Below are 16,844 nucleotides of genomic sequence, written 5' to 3'. Positions count from 1 at the left end.
CAGCCATGAAAAACGGCAAGAACATCGTCTACTTCCTGATCGCGGCCGTCGCCCTGCTGGTGCTGCCGCTGCTGCTGCAAAGCCAGGGCAACGCGTGGGTGCGCATCGCCGACATCGCATTGCTCTACGTGCTGCTGGCCCTCGGCCTCAACATCGTGGTCGGCTACGCCGGCCTGCTTGACCTGGGCTACGTCGCGTTCTTCGCGATCGGTGCCTACATGTTCGCGCTCCTGGGATCGCCGCACCTGACCGACACCTTCCCGGCGATCAAGGCCATGTTCCCCAACGGGCTGCACAGTTCGCTGCTGCTCGTGATACCCCTGGCGCTCGGGCTGGCCGCCTTCTTCGGCGTGCTGCTCGGCGCGCCCACGCTGAAGCTGCGCGGCGACTACCTGGCGATCGTGACGCTCGGCTTCGGCGAAATCATCCGCGTGTTCCTCAACAACCTGGATCATCCGATCAACATCACGAACGGTCCGAAGGGCATCACCGCGATCGACCCGGTCCACTTCTGGGGCCTCAACCTGGGCCGGCCGCTCAAGATCGGCGACTACTCGATCGCGTCGGTCACGCTGTATTACTACCTGTTCCTGGCGCTCGTGATCTTCACGATCATCATTTCGCATCGGCTGCAGATCTCGCGCATCGGCCGGGCCTGGATGGCCATCCGCGAGGACGAGATCGCTGCCAAGGCCATGGGCATCAACACCCGCAACATGAAGCTGCTGGCCTTCGGCATGGGCGCGAGCTTCGGCGGCGTATCGGGCTCGATGTTCGCGGCCTTCCAGGGCTTCGTGTCCCCCGAGTCCTTCGCCTTGAACGAGTCGGTGATGATCGTCGCGATGGTGGTGCTGGGCGGCATCGGCCACCTGCCGGGCGTGATCCTCGGCGCGGTGCTCTTGGCCGCGCTGCCCGAAGTGCTGCGCTACGTGGCCGGGCCGCTGCAGGCCATGACCGACGGGCGTCTCGACGCCTCGATCCTGCGCCAGCTGTTCATCGCGCTGGCGATGATCATCATCATGCTGGTGCGCCCGCGCGGTCTGTGGCCCTCGCCGGAGCACGGGAAGTCGCTGACGCGCAAGGGCGCGACGCCCGCACCCGCATCCGGCATGCCGGCTGCCGCACCGGGCGTCGACACCCCGGCCGATGAGGTCCCCGGTGCCGCCTCGCGTCCCATGTCGATCAATCCGTGAGCGAGGGGAGCACAACAATGACTGACACCGTCCTCAATGTTCAGGGCATCTCCAAGCGTTTCGGCGGCCTGCAGGCCCTGTCCGATGTCGGCATCAAGATCATGCGCGGCCAGGTCTATGGACTGATCGGCCCCAACGGCGCCGGCAAGACCACCTTCTTCAACGTCATCACGGGCCTGTACTCGCCCGACAGCGGGACTTTCGAACTGGCCGGCAAACCTTATCGGCCGACGGCGGTGCACGAGGTTGCCAAGGCCGGCATCGCGCGTACCTTCCAGAACATCCGGCTCTTCGCGGAAATGACCGCGCTCGAGAACGTGATGGTGGGCCGCCACATCCGCACCCATTCGGGCGTGATGGGTGCCATCTTCCGAACAGGTGGCTTCAAGGCCGAGGAAGCGGCGATCGCCGAGCGCGCTCACCAGCTGCTCGACTACGTGGGCATCGGCAAGTTCGCCGACTACAAGGCGCGCACGTTGAGCTACGGCGACCAGCGCCGGCTCGAGATCGCCCGCGCGCTGGCGACCGACCCGCAGCTGATCGCGCTCGACGAGCCCGCTGCCGGCATGAATGCCACCGAGAAAGTGCTGCTGCGCGAACTGATCGACCGCATCCGCAAGGACGACCGCACCATCCTCCTGATCGAGCACGACGTCAAGCTTGTGATGGGCTTGTGCGACCGTGTGACGGTGCTCGACTATGGCAAGCAGATCGCCGAGGGCACGCCTGCGGACGTGCAGCGCAACGAAAAAGTGATCGAGGCCTACCTCGGCACGGGAGGACACTGAAATGGCACAGACACTTCTGAAAGTGAGCGGCCTGAAGGTCGCGTACGGCGGCATCCAGGCCGTGAAGGGCATCGACTTCGAGGTGCGCGAAGGCGAGCTGGTCTCGCTGATCGGCTCCAACGGCGCCGGCAAGACCACCACCATGAAGGCCATCACCGGGACGCTGCCGTATGGCGGCGGCGACATCGAATTCCTCGGCAAGAGCATCAAGGGCCGCGGCGCCTGGGACCTGGTGGGCGAGGGGCTGGTCATGGTGCCCGAGGGGCGCGGCGTGTTCACGCGCATGACCATCACCGAGAACCTGCAGATCGGCGCCTACATCCGCAAGGACAAGGCCGAGATCGCGAAGGACATGGACCGCGTCTTCGCGACCTTCCCGCGGCTGAAGGAGCGCGCGATGCAGCTGGCCGGCACCATGTCCGGCGGCGAGCAGCAGATGCTCGCGATGGGCCGCGCGCTGATGGCGCGTCCCAAGGTGCTCCTGCTCGACGAGCCGTCGATGGGCCTGTCGCCGATCATGGTCGACAAGATCTTCGAGGTGGTGAAGCAGGTCTATGACCAGGGTGTCACCGTGCTCCTGGTCGAGCAGAACGCGAGCCGCGCGCTCGGGCTGGCCGATCGCGGCTATGTCATGGAGTCGGGCCTCATCACGATGAGCGGGGATGCCAAGGTGATGCTGAGCGACCCGAAGGTGCGCGCTGCTTACCTCGGCGAATAGCGCTAGTCGACCTTGGCGCCGGTGGCTTTCACCACCTTCTCGTATTTCGCGAGCTCGCTCTTCATGAAGGCGCCGAACTGCTCCGGCGTGTTGGCGACCGGCTCGGCCAGCAGCGACGCGAAGCGGGTCTTCGTCTCCGGCGTGTTGAGCGCAGCGACGAAGGCCTGATTGAGCTTGGTGACCACGTCGGCCGGCGTGCCGGCCGGCGCCACAAGGCCCCACCAGGTGTCGATGGCGAAGCCCTTGAGCGTGGCGGCCACCGTCGGCACCTCGGGCAGCGCGCTGCTGCGCTCGGCCGTCGTCACCGCGATCGCCTTGAGCTTGCCTGATCGGATATTCGGCGCCGCGGTCGCGAGGTTGTCGAAGTTGAAATCGACCTGTCCCGACAACAGCGCGAGCTGCGCCGGGTTGCCGCCGTTGTAGGGGATGTGCACGGCGAAGATGCCGGCCTCCTTCTTGAACATCTCACCCGCCAGGTGGCCCGCGCTGCCGTTGCCGCCGCTGCCGTAGTTGAGCTTGGCCGGGTTGGCCTTGGCATAGGCGATCAGGTCGGCCAGCGTATTGATCTTCAGGCGCTGCGCGGTCTCGGCATTCATCACCAGCACGTTGGGCACGCGAACCATCTGCGTGATCGGCGCGAAGTCGGCGGCCGCGTTGAAGGGCATCTTGCTGTAGAGCCACGGATTGACCGCGTGGGTCGCGGTCGCGGCGATGCCGATCGTGAGCCCATCGGGCGCAGCCTTGGCCACCGCGTCGGCGCCGATGTTGCCGCCGGCGCCGGGCTTGTTGTCGATGATGACGGTGCCCAGCGAGTCCTTGACTCTTTCGGCCAGCACGCGGGCCGTGACGTCGATCGGGCCGCCGGCGGCGTAGGGGACGACGAGGCGGATCGTCTTGCCGCTCTGGGCGTTGGCGATGGGTGCTCCGGCGGCCAGCGTCGTGGCGGCCAGCAGGCACAGGATGTGGCGCTTGTTCATGGGGCTGGATTGTTTCATGGGGCGCTTCATCGTTCGCCCCAAAGTGGGCGCGAGGGCCGGTCCGAAAGCCCCATGGACGTTGGCCCGCAAATTGCGTAGGACCGGATCAATGAATCACTGTATCCACTTATCCAGTTTGCCATGCGCGCATCCGGGGTGCGTGCACGCCGGGCCATGAGCGGCCTCCTCATGGAACCCTCCGCCATCTACACCGGCTTGCAGGCGGTGACGGCCGAGGAAGAGGCGTACCGGCACATTCACGCCGCCATTCGCATGGGCCGCTATCGCGCCGGCGACCGCCTGGCGCCCGAGGCCATCGCGGCGGAGATCGGCACCAGCCGCATGCCGGTGCGCGAGGCTTTCCGGCGGCTGGCGACGGAAGGGCTGGTGACGATCCGGCCCAACCGCGGCGTGACGGTCAACAAGCTGGACATCGCCGACATGAAGGAGATCTTCGAGATGCGGGCCGTGCTGGAAGGGCTGGCGATGCGCATCGCCTTGCCGAACATCACTGCGACGACCATCCGCGAACTGGAAAACATGCTGGACCGCATCGACGACCAGAGCGGCGTCCAGCCCGATTGGACGAGCGCACATCGGGCATTCCACGAAACGCTGTGCGCCAGGAGCGGACTGCCACGGCTGATACGGCAGATCGCCGGTCTCCATTCGCTGGTCGAGCCGCACATGCGGCTGTGGGCATTGCAGGTGGATCGCCCGCTGAGTGCGCGAGCCGACCATCAGGACCTGATCGATGCGCTGCACAGCGGTGACCCGCAGGTCTGCGAAACGACGATGCGCGAACACGTGCTGGCCACCGTGCCGGACCTCATGAAGTTCGTGCCGCAGGCACGCGACACATAACGACCGGAGACCTGAGTCCGTCCCTTTTCAATCTACTTTCCTCCGGAGCATGAACATGTCTGAAATCGATCACAAGGCCGCGCTCGCCGCCACCCTCGCTGCCGGCTTCAGCCGCCGCAACCTTCTGAAGTCCGCCGGTGCCGGCGTGGGATTGCTTGCCGCTTCTGCCGCGGGCATGGGAGCGGCCCAGGCCGCACCGAAGAAGGGCGGCACGATCACGCTGGCCTGGCTGGATGCCATCGACACGCTCGACCCGCACTTCACGATGTCGGGCGGATCGATCAAGGTGATCAACAACGTCTACAACGGCATCCTCAAGGTGGCCTACGACGGCAAGAACGTCAGCTTCGCGCCCGACCTGGCGCAGAAGTGGGACATGGTCGACGAGAAGACCCACGTCTTCAAGCTGCGTGCCGGCGTCAAGTTCCACAACGGCGACGTCTGCGATGCGGCGGCCGTCAAGTGGAGCCTGGAGCGCGTGGCCGATCCGGAGGTGAAGTCGCCCCACGCATGGAAGTTTGCCCAGCTCGCCGGCATCGACGTGATCGACCCCCTGACGCTGCGCCTGCGCTTCACGAAGCCCTTCGCGTTCTTGCCGGTGGCGCTGACCGGCAGCACCGGACGCGCCGGCACCATCGTCAGCAAGCGGGCGGTGGAGCAGCACGGCAAGGCCTTCGGCCGCAATCCCGTGGGCACCGGGCCATTCAAGTTCGCCAGCTGGAAGGAGAACGACACGATCGAACTGGTGCGCAATCCGGAGTACTTCGAAGCGGGCCTGCCGCATCTCGACAAGGTGGTGCTTCGCCTGATCAAGGAGCCCAGCGCCGGCGTTGCCGCGATGATGTCGGGCCAGGTGGATGGGCTGTCGGTGTGTCCATTCCAGTTCATTCCGCAACTGCGCAAGAACCCCAACCTCTCGGTCTACGGACAGGTGGAAGGCAACTACGCCTTCATCGGCATGAACAACAAGCGCGCGCCCTTCGACGACATCGCGCTGCGCCAGGCGGTGGCCTTTGCGATCGACCGCAAGGTGATCGTGCAGCAGAGCTACTTCGGCGAAGCCATCCCGGCCGCCACCTGCATTTCGCCGCCGATGACGGGCTTCTACGACCCGAACATCGGCAAGAGCGGGCGTGGCCAGTACTTTGATCTGGCAAAGGCCAAGGCCTTCCGCGCCAAGGCCAGGAACCAAGGGGAGGTCAACCCGGTGTTCATCGTCACCGAAGGCTTTACCGGCTCGGGCGGCATGGGAACCCGCAACGCGCAGCTGGTGACGCCGATGCTGGCGCAGATCGGCATCAAGCCCAAGATCGAACTGGTCGACCGGGCCGTCTGGGCGCAGCGGCGCAACGCCGGCGACTTCGACATGTATGACGAAGCCTGGATCGCCGACCTGGATCCGGACGAAACCATCACGCCCGAATGGTCGACCGGCAAGCCCTGGAACTTCGTCGGCTACAGCAATCCCGCCTTCGACAAGGCGGCCGCCGCGGCCTCCGAGATCACGGACACGGCAGCCCGCCGCAAGCTCTACATCGAAGCCGAGGACGTGCTGATGGCCGATGCGCCGCTGGCGGTGCTGGCGCACATGAAGGTGTTCAAGATCATGAGCAAGAAGGTGCAGGGCTTCGAGTACATCCCGGCCGACCTGCTCAATCTGCACACGGTCTCGCTGGCCTGAGGCGGCAATGGCCGCCGCAATGCAAGCGCGGCCCTCCGGCGCGGCCGCTGTCGGCCGCGCGCTGGGCAGCACCGCGCAGACAGCACTGGTGCTGTGGGTCGTCTCCATCGTGAGCTTCCTGTTCCTGAAGTTCTCGCCCGGAGATCCGGTCACCGTGATGCTGGGCTCGGACTTCTCGCGCGAGTCCTACGACAAGCTCTACCGCGACCTGGGGCTGGATCAGCCGCTCGCCGTGCAGTACCTGCAGTGGCTCGGCCGCTTCGTTCAGGGCGACTGGGGCGTTTCCTACGTGAGCCGGCAGGACATCTTCGAACAGGCGGTGCTGCAGGCGCTGCCCGTGACGCTGACGCTGGCAGGCTTCTCTCTGCTGATCGCGCTGGCCGTGGGCATTCCGCTCGGCGTCCTGGCCGCGGTGCGCCGCAACAGCTGGATCGATCTCGCGGCGAGCGCCGTGGCCATCGGAGGCAACGCGTTCCCGAGCTTCTACCTCGGCGTCGTGCTGATCTGGATCTTCGGCGTGTCGCTCGGCTGGTTCCCGACCATGGGCTTTGTCGCGCCATGGGAGGACTTCGGCCAGGGCCTCTGGCACCTGGCGCTGCCATCGCTGACCTTGGGCGCGTGGTATGTCGGGCTGATCGCGGCCGTCACGCGTTCGAGTCTGCTCGAAGTGCTGGAACAGCCCTACATGGCCGCGGCGCGTGCGCGCGGCGAACCGGAGTGGCGGGTGATCTGGGTGCACGGCATGCGCAACGTGCTGATGCCGCTGGTCACCGTGATCGGCCTGCAGCTCGGCGGCATGCTGCGCGGCGCCGTGATGACCGAGGTGGTGTTCACGCTGCCCGGACTGGGAATGATGATCACCAATGCCGTGCAGACGCGCGAATACATCGTGGTGCAGGCCGGGATCATGATCACCGCGCTGCTCTTCATCCTGGTCAATCTCATCGTCGACCGGACCTATTCGATTCTCGACCCGAGGCTGCGCAGACATGGCCGCTGATCCCGCATCCGTCGGCCTGGCCGCCCCATCTTCTGCCGAGCTGCCCGCCGGCGGGCTTCTGCGCACATGGCGGCTCGTGCGCGCGCAGCGCAAGGCGATGGCCGGCGGGGCGATCGTCCTGGCCTTCGTGCTCGTGGCGGTATTCGCACCCCTGCTGGCGCCCTATGCCCCGACGGAGCAGAACGTCATGGATGCCATGCAAGGTCCTTCCGCGGCGCATTGGATGGGGACCGACTCGTTCGGCCAGGACATCCTGTCGCGCGTGTTCTACGGAGCGCGCTCGGCGCTGTGGATCGGATTCGCCTCGGTCGTGCTCGGGCTGCTGGTCGGCGTGCCGCTGGGTGTGCTCGCGGGCCTGCGCGGTGGGCGCTCCGAGTGGGCCATCATGCGGCTGGTGGATGGCCTGCTCGCCTTCCCGGAACTCATCATGGCCATGGCCTTCATGGCGGTTCTCGGCTTGGGGATGGTCAATGTGATCTACGCGCTCGCGCTGTCCTTCGTCGGACCGTTCGCGCGCATGGTGCGTGCCGACGTGCTGCAGGTGAAATCGCGCCCCTATGTGGAAGCCGCGCGATTGATGGGCGTGCCGGAAAGAGAGGTCGTGCTGCGCCATGTCCTGCCCAACATCGTGTCGCCGATCCTGATCCAGGCGGGCATGCGCGTGTCCATCGCGATCCTGCTGGGATCCGGTCTGTCCTTTCTCGGACTGGGCGTGGTGCCGCCGACGCCCGACTGGGGCCTGATGATCGCCGAGGGGCGCGGCTTCATCAGCATGGCGCCGTGGATGTCGGGCATGCCCGGCATCGCGCTGGCCATCCTGCTGGTGGGACTGAATCTGCTGGCAGAGGGCGTGCGCGACGCGCTCGATCCCGGCACGCGCGGTCAGCACTGATGCGCACGCTGCAAGAACAAGGCCCCATGACCGCGAACCTGCTCTCGGTCGAGCACTTCACGCTGCGTCGCCGCGGCGTGGCGGTGCTCGACGACGTGACGATCCAACTGCCGGCCGGCCAGACGCTGGCGCTGATCGGCGAATCCGGCGCCGGCAAGTCGACGCTGGCCTTTGCTGCACTGGGACTGCTGCGGCCGCCCGAGGTCGGCCTCGAAGGCCGCCTGATGGTGGGCGACATCGATGTGGCGAGCGCGCCCGAGGGCGAACTGCGCGCGCTGCGCGGCAGGCGCATCGGCCTGATCTTTCAGGACGCGTCGGCTGCGCTCAACCCCTGCTTCACCGTGCTGGCCCATCTCTCGGAGCCGCTGCGCCGGCACCGCCGCCTCTCGCGCGCTGCTTGCCGAGCGCGCGCCATCGAGTTGCTGGAGAGCGTGGGCATCGCCGATCCGCAGGCGCGGCTCGCGGCTTTCCCGCACGAGCTCTCGGGAGGAATGCAGCAGCGCGTGATGATCGCCATTGCGCTGGCCTGCGAGCCTGAACTGCTGATTGCCGACGAGCCCACCAGCGCGCTGGACGTGACCATCCAGGCCCAGATCATGGTGCTCATCCTCGAGCGCGTGCGCGCGCTCGGCGCCTCGGCGATCTTCGTGCTGCACGACCTGGCGCTCGCCGCCCAGGTGGCCGATCGCGTGGCCGTCATGTATGCCGGACAGATCGTGGAAGAGGGGCCGGCTGCCGAGGTGCTGAATCACCCGCAGCATCCCTACACGCGCGGCCTGCGCGCCAGCGCCATCGAGTTCGGCGCCGAGCGGCTGGAGCCGATCCCGGGCGTGGTTCCTCCGCTGTCGGACATGCCGGGCGGATGCCGCTTCGCACCGCGCTGCAAGCTCGCCACGACCGAGTGCGGTGTTGGGCGACCTCCGCGCGTCGAGCGCGGAGCGTCCTCCATCGCATGCTGGCACGCCTGAGGGAACACAGACGCATGCAACAAGCTTCCAAGACCCAGGACTTGCCGCTCTTCTCGCTGCTCGATGTCGAGAAGTCCTTTCCCGTCGACGGCGGCCGCCGGCAGCTCAAGGCGCTCGACGGCATCCGCCTGATCCTGCGTCCCGGCGAATCGGTAGCCCTGGTGGGCGAGAGTGGTTCGGGAAAATCGACCCTCGTTCGCGTCATGCTCGGCCTGGAGGCAGCCACCAACGGCCGCGTGCTGGCCGGTGCGACGGAGCTGTCGGCCCTCGACGCGTCGCAGCGGCGGCGCTTTGCGCGCGACGTGGCCTACATCTATCAGGACGCGCGCGGTTCGCTGAACCCGCGTGCGACCGTGGCGGCGCTGCTGGCCGAGCCTGTGCGCCTGCACCGCTTGCGCGACGAGCGCGAGATCCCGGGGCGCGTCGACGAACTGCTCGACCAGGTCGGCCTGCCGCGCGCGACACGCCTTCGCTACCCCTCGGAGCTTTCCGGAGGCCAGGTGCGGCGCGTGGCAGTGGCTCGCGCACTGGCCTGCGAGCCGAGGGTGATCGTTGCGGACGAATCGGTGGCGGGCCTCGATGTCTCGGTCCAGGCGCAGTTGCTCAATCTGCTGCGGGATCTGCAGCGCGAGAACGGGCTTGCCCTGCTCTTCGTCACGCATGACCTCGGCGTGGCCTCCTATCTGTGCGAGCAGGTGGCGGTGATGTATCTCGGCCGCATCGTCGAAATGGGACCGACGCGCGAGATCCTGCAGTCGCCCCGGCACCCCTACACGCAAGCGCTGATGCAGGCCTTTCCGCGCTTCGGCGCCCCGCTGGCCGCCAGCTTGCAGGGCGAGATTCCGAGCGCTGCCGATCTGCCTTCGGGCTGCCGCTTCCGCACGCGCTGCCTGCATGTTCGCGACGACTGTTCGCGCATCGATCCGGCGCAGACGCTGCTGGACGGCCGGCGCCACGTGGCCTGCCTGCATCCGCTCGCCGCATGAACGAGGGCAAAGGAGAAAGAAGTTGACGCACATCCCGAATCCGGCGCGCGGCATGCGTGGCATGGTGACTGCACCCAACGCGCTGGCCGCTCAAAGCGCGGTGGCCGTGCTGCGCGAAGGCGGCAATGCGGTCGAGGCGATGATCGCCGCGGCAGCCACGATCGCGGTGGTCTATCCGCACATGAACAGCATCGGCGGCGACGGCTTCTGGCTGATCGCCCGTCCTGGCGAGGTGCCGCTCGGGCTGGAGGCCTGCGGTGCGGCGGCCGGCGCGGCAACGCCGGAGGCTTACCGAGTGCAGGGATTCGCGAGCATTCCGTTTCGAGGCGGCATGGCGGCCAATACAGTGGCTGGTACCGTTTCCGGCTGGGAGGCGGCGCACGCCTGGTCGCGCGAGGTCCTGGGAGGCCGCATGCCGCTCGCGCGGCTGCTGGCCGACGCCATCTTCCACGCGCGCGACGGCATCCCCGTCACGCGCAGCCAGTCTCTCTGCACCGAGAGCCGGCAGGACGAACTGCGCGGCATCCCCGGTTTTGCCGAAACCTTTCTGCCCGGCGGCGCAGCGCCACTTGCGGGTACGCGCTTCGTGCAACCGCGGCTTGCCGCCGCGCTGGAGCAGCTCGCGCGTGCCGGCCTGTCGGATTTCTATCGCGGCGACCTCGCGCGAACCATGGCGCGCGACCTGGCCGCCATAGGAAGCCCGGTGGCACTGGGCGACCTGGAGCGTCACCACGCTGTCTGGAAGACGCCGCTGACCATGGCGCATTCGTCCGGCACCCTCTACAACATGCCGCCGCCCACGCAGGGGCTCGTGTCGCTGCTGATCCTGGGGCAGCTCGATCGCATCTTCGACGCGGGGCGCATGGATCCGCTCTGCGCCTCCTATGTGCACGCCTGCGTGGAAGCGACCAAGCAGGCCTTTGCCATCCGCGACAAGCGCATCACCGATCCTGCCTGGATGCGGGACGATCCGCGGCAATGGCTTCGGCCGGATGCGCTCGACGCCATGGCAGCGCGAATCTCCCTCGACCATGTCGCTTCGTGGGACGGCGGACAGGGCCCGGGCGATACGGTCTGGATGGGGGTGGTCGATCGTGCGGGCGTGGCGGTGAGCTTCATCCAGAGCATCTACCATGAGTTCGGCAGTGGCGTGGTGCTCTCGGAATCGGGCGTGAACTGGCAGAACCGCGGCTGCAGCTTCTCGCTGGAGCCGCAGGCGCTCAACCCGCTGATGCCGGGGCGCAAGCCCTTCCATACGCTCAACCCGGCGCTGGCGAAGCTCGATGACGGCCGCACTATCGTTTACGGCAACATGGGCGGCGATGGCCAGCCGCAGTCGCAAAGTGCAGTCTTCAGCCGCATCGTGCACTTCGGCATGAACCCGCAGCAGGCCATCGACGCGCCGCGCTGGCTCCTGGGCCGCACGTGGGGACAGGCCAGCGATTCGCTCAAGCTGGAATCGCGCTTTCCGCCGGCCACGGTGGAGGGCCTGCGCGCTCTGGGGCACGAGGTGGACATCGTGCCGGCCTATGACGAAATCATGGGACATGCGGGTGCTGTCGTACTGCATGCCGACGGCAGCTACGAAGGCGGCACCGATCCGCGCAGCGACGGTGCCGCGTCAGGCTGGTAGAGCAGGCGCACTCAAGGCACCGCCTTGTCCGCCTCCGTCGTGAACGCATCCGCAAAGAACTCGTCCTCGGGCAAGCCGCGCTCGGCCACATAGTCCCGCTTGGCCGAGTCGACCACGATCGGCGCTCCGCAGGCGTACACCTGGTACCCCGAAAGATCGGCGAAATCCTCCATCACCGCCCGGTGCACAAAACCGGTCCGCCCGCGCCAGTTGTCTTCCGGCACCGCATTCGAGATCACCGGCACGTAACGCAGGTTCGGCATCTGCTCCAGATGCGAGCGCACCCAGTCGTCCATGTAAAGGTCTTCCGGCCGCCGCCCGCCCCAGTACAGCGTCGCGGGCCGGTCGATGGCCTTGAACTTCATGTGCTCGAGCAGTGCCTTGATCGGAGCGAAGCCGGTCCCCGAAGCGAGCAGCACCATCGGCTTGTCCGAGTCTTCGCGCAGGAAGAAGCTGCCGTACGGCCCCTCGATGCGAAGAATTTCTTTTTCCTTCATCGCACCGAACACATGGTCGGTGAACTTGCCGCCCGGCAGATGCCGGATATGCAGCTCGATGCCGGTGCCCGGCTCGCCCAGGGTGTGCGGCGCATTGGCCATCGAGTAGCTGCGCCGCGTGCCGTCGCGCAGGATGAATTCGATGTACTGCCCGGCGTGGAACTGCAGGGGCTCGCCGGCCGGCAGTTGCAGGCGCAGCATCACCACGTCATGCGATTTCTTCGAAAGCGCGAGCACGCGCGCCGGCATCTTGCGGATCGGGAAGGCATTGGCATCGGTGACCTGGCGCGATTCGAGCACCACGTCGCTCTGCGCATGCGCGCAGCAGGTCAGCACGAAGCCGGCCAGCTCTTCCTCGGCGCTGAGCGCCTTGCTCTGGTGCGGGCCCACGCTGACCTTGCCCGAGAGCTTCCTGCACTTGCACGAGCCGCAGGCGCCGTCCTTGCAGCCGTAGGGCAGCCCGATGCCCTGGCGAATGCCGGCCGCAAGGATGGTTTCATCGGCATGCGCGGTGAAATGACGTCCACTCGGCTCCACCGTGATGTGAAAACCCGCCTCGTTCGGCGCTGCGCTGGTCATGGGTATTCTTCGACTCTGATTCAAAAAAGGAACTGGATTTTGCCCTCAATCAACAGCCCTCTTGGCGCCGCGCCCTCGCGCTTCCGGCGCGAGCGTGTGCTCGTGATCGGATGCGGCGATGTCGGGCTCAGGGCGGCACGCGCGTTGCGCGGCCGCGTGCAGCTGATCGCGCTGACCTCTTCGCCCGGGCGCGTGGCGCTGTTGCGCGAGGCCGGCATCAGACCAATCGTGGCCGATCTCGATGCACCCGCAACGCTGCGCCGGCTCTCGGGCCTGGCCACGCGCGTGCTGCATCTCGCGCCGCCGGCGCGCGTGGAGGGGGCGCTATGGTGGCGCGACGCGCGCACCACCGCGCTCGTGCAAGCGTTGCGGCTGCGCTCGCTGCCGGCCGCACTGGTCTACGGCTCGACCAGCGGCGTCTACGGCGACTGCGGCGGCGCACGCATCGGCGAGACGCAAACCGTGAAGCCCGACACGCCGCGTGCGCATCGCCGCGTCGATGCCGAGCGCAGCGTGCGCTGGCTCGGCCGCGCGGGTGTCGCCGTGCGCATCCTGCGCATTCCCGGCATCTATGCGCCCGATCGCGAAGGCGGCACGCCGCGCGAGCGGCTGCAAAAAGGCACGCCGGTGCTGCGTGCCGAGGACGACGTCTACACCAATCACATCCATGCCGACGACCTGGCGCGTGCCTGCGTGGCGGCACTGTGGCGCGGCGGGCCGCAGCGTGTGTTCCACGTGAGCGACGACAGCGAGATCAAGATGGGCGACTACATCGACCTGGCCGCCGACCTGTACGGCATGCCGCGCCCGCCGCGCATCGCGCGCGACGAGGCCCAGGCGCAATTGCCGTCGTCGCTGCTCAGTTTCATGGGCGAGTCTCGGCGGATGGACAATACGCGGCTGAAGCGCGAGTTGCGCGTGCGGCTTCGTCATCCGACCGTGGCCACGGGGCTCGCCTCCTGACCCGTTTCCGAGGGATTCCATGCCGACCACCCAGCTCTCCGTCTACTTCTTCCTGCAGGTCGCCGTCATCATCACAGTCTGCCAGCTCGTGGGCCGCCTGGCGCAGAAGATCGGCCAGCCGCAGGTGGTGGGCGAGATGATCGCGGGCGTGATGCTCGGCCCCTCGCTGTTCGGGCTCTTCTTCCCCGAGGCGCAGCGCGCGCTGTTTCCCAAGGAAACACTGAGCATGCTCTACGTGGGCGGCCAGCTGGGCGTGGGCATGTACATGTTCCTGGTCGGTACCGAGTTCCGCGCCGATCACTTCAAGAGCCGCTTCAGGAGCGCCGCCTCGGTGTCGGCGGCCGGCATCCTCGTGCCCTTCGTGCTGGCTTTTGCGCTGGTGCCGTGGCTGCACGACATCCCCGGGTTGTTCTCGGCGCGCGCCAAGCCGCTCGAGGCCTCGCTGTTCCTCGGCGCCGCGATCGCGATCACGGCCTTTCCGATGCTGGCGCGCATCATCCACGAGCGCGGCCTGGCCGGCACCTCGCTGGGTACGCTCGCACTTACCGCCGGCGCGGTCGACGATGCGGCGGCCTGGTGCATCCTGGCCGTGGTGCTGGCGAGCTTCGGCGGTTCCTGGGGCGGCGCCTATGCGGCGATCGGCGGCGGCGTGGCCTATGCGCTCTTCATGGTGTTCATCGGCTCGCGCCTGCTCAAGCGCCTGGCTGCGCATGTGCGGCCCGATGCGCCGCTAAGTTCGTCGCTGCTGGCCATCGTGCTGGTGCTCTTCTGCCTGAGCGCCTTCGCGATGGACGCCATCGGCATCCACGCGGTTTTCGGCGGCTTCCTGCTGGGCGCGGTGCTGCCGCGCGGCGCGCTCACCGAAAAGCTGCGTGCGCAATTGCAGCCCTTCGTCGTGATCTTCCTGTTGCCGATGTTCTTCACCTACTCGGGGCTCAACACGCGGCTGGCGGTGCTGTTCGAGCCCGGCATCATGCTCGGCGCGATCGCGATCCTCGCCGCATCGTTCTGCGGCAAGGGCATCGCCTGCTGGGCCGCGGCGCGCATGTCGGGCGAAAGCCAGCGCGATGCGCTCGCGATCGGTTCGCTGATGAACGCGCGCGGGCTGATGGAACTCATCATCATCAACATCGGGCTGCATGCCGGCGTGATCCTGCCGGGGCTGTTCTCGATCCTGGTGCTGATGGCGATCATCACCACGCTGATGGCGACCCCGCTGTTCAATTGGGTGACGCGGGAGCGGCGCGCCTCGGCTGTCGAAGCAACGATCTAGCCGCTGCCTGCCCAACCGGGCAGTTGGCGCGCGGTGCAGGGATTTCGACAATGCAAGCGTCTTTGGAGATCTTCATGTCGAACACTGTTTCCTTGCCGCCCCTCGAACAACTGTCTGCGGCGATGGCCGACATGGTCGCCGACGCAGCGCGCAGCGTGGTCGCGGTGCACACGCGGCGCACGCGCGCCAGCGGTTTCGTCTGGCGACCCGGATGCATCGTCTCCTCGGAAGAAGCGCTGCCCGAAGACGAGGAGGTTGAGATCACGCTGCCCGGCGGCACGACCGTCGCCGCCAAGGTGGCCGGCCGCGACCCCACCACCGACATCGCGCTGCTTCGCTTCGAAGGTGCGGAAGCTCCGCAGTTGACGCTCGACAATTCAACGACGCGCGCCGGCGAGTTCGTGCTCGCAGTCGGTTCGCGTGAAGGCGTGCCGCTTTGCGCGAGCGGCATCGTCTCGCTGGCCGGCCCGGGCTGGCGCAGCCTGCGCGGCGGCGAGATCGACGCCAGGGTCGAGCTCGACCTGCGCTTGCGGCCCAGCGCCGAAGGCGGCGTGGTGCTCAATGCGAAGGGCGGCGTCATCGGCATGTCGGTGTTCGGCCCGCGGCGGCGCGTGCTGGTCATTCCAGCGCCGACCATCGAGCGCGTGGCTGCGCAGCTCGCGGCCCATGGCCGCATGCCGCGCGGCTATCTTGGCCTGAGCCTGCAGCCGGTGAAGGTGAGTCACGCCAGCGTCGGCGCGATGGTCATGGGCGTGGCGGAGCAGGGGCCCGGTGCGGCGGCCGGCATCCATCAGGGCGACATCATCGTGGCCGTGAACGGCGAGCCTATCCGCAGCGTGCAACTGCTGCTGCGCGCACTCGGTCCAGCGAGCGTAGGCTCGGTCCTCACGCTGTCGCTCCAGCGCGCGGGCGAGCCGGTCGAAGTCCAACTCACCGTGGGCGAAAGGCCAGCCGATTGAACGAAAGCCGCGCGATGAAACCGATCGTGGTCGCGATCGAGATCGACGACGCCGAGTTGGCGCAACGGCTCGCTGCCGCCCTGGCAGCCGCGCCGGACCTGCGCCTGGCCGAGCGCGGAGAGGCCGCCGATGTCGTACTGGTCCATCCTTCCGAGGCGGTGGAGCACGGCGAGGCAGTGGATTCGGTGTTGACCCCGCGCGAACTCGAGGTGCTGGCCCTGGTGGCTGAAGGCGCCTCCAACAAGGCCATCGCGCGGCGTCTGGGCATCTCGGTGCACACGGCAAAATTCCATGTCGGTTCGCTGATCGACAAGCTCGATGCCACGGGCCGCACCGACGCCGTCACGCAGGCGGCCCGGCTCGGCGTCATTCATCTTTGAATTTTTTCGGGACACGGACATGCCGGATCAAGGAATTCCAAGCCTCTACGAATGGCTCGGCGGCATCGATGCCCTGAACCGCCTGACGACGCGCTTCTACGAGCAGGTGCGTGGCGACGAACTGCTCGGACCTGTGTTCGCGCACATGGGGGCGGACCATCCTTCGCATGTCGCGGCCTTCCTGGCGGAGGTGCTCGGCGGGCCGACCTCGTATTCCGAACGGCACGGAGGCCATCCGCACATGATCCGGCAGCACTTGGGCCGCCATCTCACGCAGGCCCAGCGGCGCCGCTGGGTGAGCCTGCTGCTGGAAACGGCCGACGAACTGGGCATGCCCGACGACCCCGAATTCCGATCCGCGCTGGTCGGCTACCTGGAATGGGGCTCGCGCCTGGCCGTCATCAATTCGCAACCGGGCGCCACGGTCGATGCGCATGCGCCGATGCCGAAATGGGGCTGGGGCGAAGTCAAAGGCCCGTACACGGGCTGAGCG

17 protein-coding genes are annotated in these 16,844 nt (G+C 67.3%); 15 read left to right on the top strand and 2 right to left on the bottom strand.

The features are described 5' to 3' along the window. Window positions 1-5 precede the first annotated feature (5 nt). The 3 genes from BLS74_RS20160 to BLS74_RS20150 are packed head-to-tail and all read left to right on the top strand — an operon-like array spanning window position 6 to window position 2,699. Window positions 6-1,193, top strand: coding sequence for a branched-chain amino acid ABC transporter permease (locus tag BLS74_RS20160; protein ID WP_093108927.1), 1,188 nt, complete (start codon window positions 6-8; stop codon window positions 1,191-1,193). A 17-nt stretch (window positions 1,194-1,210) separates the two neighbouring features. Continuing rightward, window positions 1,211-1,981, top strand: coding sequence for an ABC transporter ATP-binding protein (locus BLS74_RS20155; protein ID WP_093108926.1), 771 nt, complete (start codon window positions 1,211-1,213; stop codon window positions 1,979-1,981). A gap of 1 nt (window position 1,982) precedes the next feature. Then, window positions 1,983-2,699 (top strand): ABC transporter ATP-binding protein, encoded by a 717-nt coding sequence (locus tag BLS74_RS20150; protein ID WP_093108925.1) that lies wholly within the window; start codon window positions 1,983-1,985, stop codon window positions 2,697-2,699. Between the two features lie 2 nt (window positions 2,700-2,701). Here BLS74_RS20150 and BLS74_RS20145 read toward each other — a convergent pair whose 3' ends face one another. Continuing rightward, the gene (locus BLS74_RS20145) at window positions 2,702-3,676 is read right to left on the bottom strand and encodes a Bug family tripartite tricarboxylate transporter substrate binding protein (RefSeq protein WP_093108924.1); all 975 of its coding nucleotides are present in this window, start codon (window positions 3,674-3,676) and stop codon (window positions 2,702-2,704) included. 189 nt (window positions 3,677-3,865) lie between these two features. Here BLS74_RS20145 and BLS74_RS20140 point away from each other — a divergent pair, with 189 nt between their 5' ends. The 7 genes from BLS74_RS20140 to BLS74_RS20110 all read left to right on the top strand — a co-directional run bounded on the left by BLS74_RS20140 (window position 3,866) and on the right by BLS74_RS20110 (window position 11,700). Further along, complete coding sequence (locus BLS74_RS20140) at window positions 3,866-4,540, top strand: GntR family transcriptional regulator (protein WP_093109078.1); 675 nt, start codon at window positions 3,866-3,868, stop codon at window positions 4,538-4,540. Window positions 4,541-4,595: 55 nt separating this feature from the next. Beyond that, on the top strand, window positions 4,596-6,221 hold the full coding sequence (locus tag BLS74_RS20135) for an ABC transporter substrate-binding protein (protein ID WP_093109077.1): 1,626 nt from the start codon (window positions 4,596-4,598) through the stop codon (window positions 6,219-6,221). Window positions 6,222-6,228: 7 nt separating this feature from the next. Further along, window positions 6,229-7,221, top strand: a complete 993-nt coding sequence (locus BLS74_RS20130) for an ABC transporter permease (protein ID WP_212733680.1) — start codon at window positions 6,229-6,231, stop codon at window positions 7,219-7,221. Further along, complete coding sequence (locus BLS74_RS20125; protein ID WP_093108923.1) at window positions 7,211-8,113, top strand: ABC transporter permease; 903 nt, start codon at window positions 7,211-7,213, stop codon at window positions 8,111-8,113. Before BLS74_RS20130 ends, BLS74_RS20125 begins: the two co-directional genes overlap by 11 nt. A 26-nt stretch (window positions 8,114-8,139) precedes the next feature. Continuing rightward, on the top strand, window positions 8,140-9,081 hold the full coding sequence (locus tag BLS74_RS20120; RefSeq protein ID WP_170855665.1) for an ABC transporter ATP-binding protein: 942 nt from the start codon (window positions 8,140-8,142) through the stop codon (window positions 9,079-9,081). A 14-nt stretch (window positions 9,082-9,095) separates the two neighbouring features. Continuing rightward, the gene (locus tag BLS74_RS20115; protein ID WP_093108921.1) at window positions 9,096-10,067 is read left to right on the top strand and encodes an ABC transporter ATP-binding protein; all 972 of its coding nucleotides are present in this window, start codon (window positions 9,096-9,098) and stop codon (window positions 10,065-10,067) included. 61 nt (window positions 10,068-10,128) lie between these two features. Continuing rightward, the gene (locus tag BLS74_RS20110) at window positions 10,129-11,700 is read left to right on the top strand and encodes a gamma-glutamyltransferase family protein (protein ID WP_093109075.1); all 1,572 of its coding nucleotides are present in this window, start codon (window positions 10,129-10,131) and stop codon (window positions 11,698-11,700) included. 11 nt (window positions 11,701-11,711) lie between these two features. Here the strand turns inward: BLS74_RS20110 and BLS74_RS20105 are convergent, their stop codons facing one another. After that, the gene (locus BLS74_RS20105) at window positions 11,712-12,776 is read right to left on the bottom strand and encodes a CDP-6-deoxy-delta-3,4-glucoseen reductase (protein ID WP_093108920.1); all 1,065 of its coding nucleotides are present in this window, start codon (window positions 12,774-12,776) and stop codon (window positions 11,712-11,714) included. 39 nt (window positions 12,777-12,815) lie between these two features. On the opposite strand from BLS74_RS20105, the gene BLS74_RS20100 reads away from it, so the two are divergent. From BLS74_RS20100 to BLS74_RS20080, 5 genes are all read left to right on the top strand, one after another. Further along, entirely contained in the window at window positions 12,816-13,739 is a 924-nt protein-coding gene (locus BLS74_RS20100; RefSeq protein ID WP_093108919.1) for an SDR family oxidoreductase, read from the top strand. Window positions 13,740-13,758: 19 nt separating this feature from the next. Then, window positions 13,759-15,012 (top strand): cation:proton antiporter, encoded by a 1,254-nt coding sequence (locus tag BLS74_RS20095; protein ID WP_093108918.1) that lies wholly within the window; start codon window positions 13,759-13,761, stop codon window positions 15,010-15,012. Between the two features lie 74 nt (window positions 15,013-15,086). After that, the gene (locus BLS74_RS20090; RefSeq protein ID WP_093109074.1) at window positions 15,087-15,971 is read left to right on the top strand and encodes a S1C family serine protease; all 885 of its coding nucleotides are present in this window, start codon (window positions 15,087-15,089) and stop codon (window positions 15,969-15,971) included. Window positions 15,972-15,985: 14 nt separating this feature from the next. Then, window positions 15,986-16,351: a response regulator transcription factor gene (locus tag BLS74_RS20085; RefSeq protein WP_093108917.1), complete on the top strand. Its 366-nt coding sequence runs from the start codon at window positions 15,986-15,988 to the stop codon at window positions 16,349-16,351. A gap of 19 nt (window positions 16,352-16,370) precedes the next feature. After that, window positions 16,371-16,841, top strand: a complete 471-nt coding sequence (locus tag BLS74_RS20080; protein WP_093108916.1) for a group II truncated hemoglobin — start codon at window positions 16,371-16,373, stop codon at window positions 16,839-16,841. Window positions 16,842-16,844: the final 3 nt, after the last annotated feature.

It is taken from the genome of Variovorax sp. CF079 (genome assembly GCF_900101545.1).
In the GTDB taxonomy this organism is placed as follows: domain Bacteria; phylum Pseudomonadota; class Gammaproteobacteria; order Burkholderiales; family Burkholderiaceae_C; genus Variovorax.
The sequence above is the reverse complement of the archived record's forward strand: the minus strand, read 5'-3'. Positions and strand labels throughout refer to the sequence as shown.